Origin of the sequence: Gilliamella sp. Nev3-1 (assembly GCF_001690435.1) — a bacterium.
GTDB classification, from domain to species: domain Bacteria; phylum Pseudomonadota; class Gammaproteobacteria; order Enterobacterales; family Orbaceae; genus Gilliamella; species Gilliamella apicola_C.
This window is the reverse complement of sequence record NZ_LZHN01000081.1, coordinates 1-3,352: the sequence shown is the minus strand read 5'-3', so window position 1 is coordinate 3,352 and position 3,352 is coordinate 1. Positions and strand designations below refer to the sequence as shown.

The 3,352-nt window shown below is 38.9% G+C and carries 4 protein-coding genes; all 4 read right to left on the bottom strand.

Annotated features, from left to right (window positions below; genetic code table 11):
• Nucleotides 1-11: 11 nt before the first annotated feature.
• Nucleotides 12-1,190, bottom strand: a complete 1,179-nt coding sequence (locus A9G40_RS14465; RefSeq protein WP_081302269.1) for an RHS repeat-associated core domain-containing protein — start codon at nt 1,188-1,190, stop codon at nt 12-14.
• 42 nt (nt 1,191-1,232) lie between these two features.
• Entirely contained in the window at nt 1,233-1,733 is a 501-nt protein-coding gene (locus tag A9G40_RS13115) for an RHS repeat domain-containing protein (RefSeq protein ID WP_065583385.1), read from the bottom strand.
• 121 nt (nt 1,734-1,854) lie between these two features.
• Nucleotides 1,855-2,058, bottom strand: coding sequence for a hypothetical protein (locus tag A9G40_RS13110; RefSeq protein ID WP_065583384.1), 204 nt, complete (start codon nt 2,056-2,058; stop codon nt 1,855-1,857).
• On the bottom strand, nt 2,058-3,352 hold a 1,295-nt coding region (locus A9G40_RS13105), incomplete at its 5' end, for an RHS repeat domain-containing protein (protein WP_141675273.1). The genes A9G40_RS13105 and A9G40_RS13110, both read right to left, overlap by 1 nt.

Below are 3,352 nucleotides of genomic sequence, written 5' to 3'. Positions count from 1 at the left end.
AATTTTTTAATTTAAGTCCAAACCTCTTGACCATTACTGGTAATCCAAACAATGCCGCAATTTAATTTCACATAGAACCACATACCTACATCATCTAGATCATCATCCTCGTTATCGGGAGGGTAAGGAGGCCAAATATTCTTAATAGAATTAATTTGTTCTTCAATTGTGCCAGATAAAAAAATTCCATTTCTAGCTAATCTAATATGTCCATCTTTTATTAATTTTTCTAATATTCTAAAAAATAAATCTTTTCTTATTTCGTAGGGTATTTTTATATCTTTCGTGTAATTATCTAAATGTTGCCACATTGTGCCCATTGAATAACCAAAAGCACTTTCTAAAATAGAATTATAAATTTTTTTAAAATTCATTGAAATTTCATCTCCACTCTGTTTCCTTATATTAATACTCGGGTTTTTGATATCTATAGTCCATTTTGCTTTAGTTTGTGCTACAGATTCGGAAAAATTTCTTAACGTAATATTACTACCAGCATTGGGACCTTCTGTGATCTTAATTGAATATATCGTTCCTTTCCCCGGAATAATTTTTGCTGTTGGCATAGTATCAACACCAGATAGACGTTTAAAATAAGCCATAACATCAGCCTCAGATGCTCCAGTGAATACCGGTGCTCCAATACTGACATTTTTATCGGCGACGAGTATTTTACCATTTACTGAAATGGTAAAATCTTTAGGATGAATGTTTTTATTGTTATATAGAGCAGCTAGATTGTCCATTTCTGTTTTTGCTAATTGTTGTAAGCTTTTGGCTCCCTCTCCAGCAACCTCCTCAAACCCATTATTTTCAACCTTAATCAATCCTAACGGATCTATCCAATTTATCGGATCACTACCGGCATATTGATAACTATTTAACCCACCCAGTATGCCAAGTGGGTCTTGAGTAATATATCTGCCGGTAAATGGGTCGTAGTAACGGTTTAGGTTATAATGAAGCCCTGTTTCCTCATCATAATATTGCCCTTGGAATCTTAATGGGTTATCCGGCAGGGAATCTATATCGTCCTGATGGTAGGTTTCGTTTATTATCTGACCATAGGCATTATACTGGCATTCATAGAGCGTGTCACCTAAGCTGCCGGTAAGGGCTATGGGTGTGCCGAGGTGGTCGTTTTGATACCAGTAGAGTTTGATGTTGTCTTGCTGCGCATTGCCGTGCACAAGGGCTAATGGGCGGTAAGAGTCTAGCTCATAAAGGTAGCTTTACCAGTGTTTATCGTTATCCGTTTCGGCAATAAGCCGACTACCTTGCCAGATAAATTCGGTGGTTTTGCCGTCTACCGTTTTACTGGTACGACGGTTAAAGGCATCATAAGTATAGGTGATGATAAGCCCCGTCGGTTTAATCACTTTGATAAGTCGATGCCGGCAGTCGTATTGATAGTGGGTAACCAGACTGTGGTTTTTCCCGCGCTTTTCCGCAATCAGGTTACCAAAGCGGTCATACTCAAAGTGTTTATCACTAAAAAAGGTTAATCGGTTGCCTTTGGCGATATTGGCATGAAAAGGCGTGGGGGCTAGCGCTTGGGTTTCACTGATTTTATTGCCCGTTGGGTCGTAATCAAACTGCTCGACTTTTTCAGCATGATGTTGCTCGGGATTGACCTCAGGGTAAGTCACGGTGTGTAACTGGTCAGCGTTATCATAACGATAACGGCGTGGCTGATGTCCGGTGATTTCGGCAAGCTGTCCATTAGGCGACACTTTGTATAATAGGATTATTTCACTTTTCAGAATAGTAATTTTTCTAAAATTTATGCATAATTACTATTTGCCTCTATATCCAAATTTACAATATGATCCGAAAAATAGATATGTTTTATAGCTAAAGTTTTTTTATAGTAACGTTTTCTTTTAACATTTTATCTATAACTAACTGAGCAATTTCATCATCTTCAATAATTAACGCCATATGTGTTATAATATTTTGTATAACATAAATGGGATTTGCTGGATTATCGCTTAAGTTAATCAAACACCATCCTTGCTCACTGCCATCCCATAAGTAATTAAATTCATTAATATTCATTAAAGTTTTCCTTTTTTAGCATTAAAGCGAATGACAGCTTTTCCCGATGGAATAATTTGAGAACTTCGCTGTGGTGATCCCAATCTTTCTAAAAGTAACATTATTTGCATATCTTGAGGGCTCGCATAAGCTGTTCCTTGTGGGTGTGTATGATAAACCAATATTCTATCTTTTTCTAATGGAATGGTTACTTTTGCTCTTTCTCCTGAATGCAAATAATACTGCCCACCACGACCATGCATTCCTTTACCATATTTATATGTGACTGCAAATTCAACGCCATGTTTTTCACTAAGTAGCTCAAGCTCTAATGGTGTAGGCCGATTTGGTATCGGTATACCTGTAGCCCCTGGTAAATTTTCATTTACTCTAGAGCCATATAAAAGATTATCAACAGGATCTAATTCATGTAAAGAACCAGTATTTTCGATACCTTTTATTAATCCTAAAGGATCAACCCATTGTACGGGATCACTGTTCACATATTGATAGTAATTCCAGCCACCCATTAATTTAATTGGATCTTGGGTGATATATCTGCCCGTAAACGGGTCATAGTAACGGTTTAGGTTGTAATGTAACCCCGTCTCCTCATCATAATATTGCCCTTGGAACCTTAACGGATTATTCGGCAGGGAATCTATATCGTCCTGATGGTAGGTTTCGTTTATTATCTGACCATAGGCATTATACTGGCATTCATAGAGCGTGTCACCTAAGCTGCCGGTAAGGGCTATGGGTGTGCCGAGGTGGTCGTTTTGGTACCAGTAGAGTTTGATATTGTCTTGCTGCGCATTGCCGTGCACAAGGGCTAATGGGCGGTAAGAGTCTGGCTCGTAAAGGTAGCTTTGCCAGTGTTTATCGTTATCGGTCTCGGCAATAAGCCGACTACCTTGCCAGATAAATTCGGTGGTTTTGCCGTCTACCGTTTTACTGGTACGACGGTTAAAGGCATCATAAGTATAAGTGATGATAAGCCCCGTCGGTTTAATCACTTTGATAAGTCGATGCCGGCAGTCGTATTGATAGTGGGTAACTAGACTGTGGTCTTTTCCGCGCTTTTCGGCAATTAAGTTACCAAAGCGGTCATATTCAAAGTGTTTATCACTAAAAAAGGTTAATCGGTTGCCTTTGGCGATATTGGCATGAAAAGGCGTGGGGGCTAGTGCTTGGGTTTCACTGATTTTATTGCCCGTTGGGTCATAATCAAACTGCTCGACTTTTTCAGCATGATGTTGCTCGGGATTGACCTCAGGGTAAGTCACTGTGTGTAATTGACCGGCGTTATCATAAC